The sequence below is a fragment of the Citrobacter braakii genome, assembly GCF_002075345.1.
Lineage (GTDB): Bacteria > Pseudomonadota > Gammaproteobacteria > Enterobacterales > Enterobacteriaceae > Citrobacter > Citrobacter braakii.
On sequence record NZ_NAEW01000081.1, the window covers coordinates 1 to 966 of the forward strand.

A 966-nucleotide genomic window follows, 5' to 3' on the forward strand; every position below is an offset into this window, starting at 1 on the left:
GCAGCACCGCCTGCGCATGTCCCGTCACCGGCGCCGACTGCGGCAGGCTGTCAAACAGCAGCCCGTACGCCCCCGTTTCCGCCACCTCCGCCGCAGGATATCTAAGCCTCACCATTCATCTCCCCCGTTCCGCGTCTTCTGTCCAGCTCCCGTGCCACCATAAAAGCCGCCTCCAGCTCCGTGCAGCCATGCGCCTGCATCAGTTCATATCGCTGCGCCTTTTCGTCCTTCTCCGTCATGCCCAGCGCCAGATACAGGCTCGGCGGTACCGAGCGGAACAGCGCGTTCAGGGTGCTGCCCATCACCACCCCTTCTGTGTAGCACGGTATGCCGTTCACTTTCTGCCCCTTTTTCGCCGACGCCAGCATCTGCTTCTGCTCCGCCGTCAGATTGCGAAAACGTGCTATCTGTTCTATCTCATCCGGCGGCATCGTCAGGCATATCCACCATTCCGCCATGTTCAGCATCTTCTCTGACTCATTCGGGTAGTCCTTCAGGTTCTGGGTTCCCAGCCACAGCCACCATCCCAGCTTTCGCCACATCTTCGAGATTTTGGCAAAATACGGGGCAACCAGCGGGTTCGTCGTGACCACGTGTCCCTCATCAATCACGAAAAGACCGGCCCTGTTATGGTACTGGTCACGCTCACCGATATAGTTCACCCTGCCGGCCAGCGATATCACCGCCAGCGCCATCTGGGACTCGTACCCTTCCCGGGAAAGGTGCCCCAGATCCACTACCGTCACGTCGGCTTCCGGCCAGGCTTCGCCCTCACGGTTAAACAGCTCGCCCTCCGTACCCTCCGTCAGCAGCTCCAGTGACAGCGCCATCTCCGACGCCCTTGCCTGCATCTTCGTGTGCCAGCGGGGACCGCCGCCGGGCTTCTGTGACATGTCAGTGGCGATGTTTTCCATCGTCGCCTTCAGGTCTGATGGCAGCATCTGCCGTTTTTCTTCGTACACCCGC

The 966-nt window shown here is 60.5% G+C and carries 1 pseudogene; it reads right to left on the minus strand.

Annotated features, from left to right (window positions below):
* Window positions 1–101 precede the first annotated feature (101 nt).
* Window positions 102–966, minus strand: a pseudogene (locus BZK42_RS27895) (conjugative transfer ATPase); the annotation flags it as partial.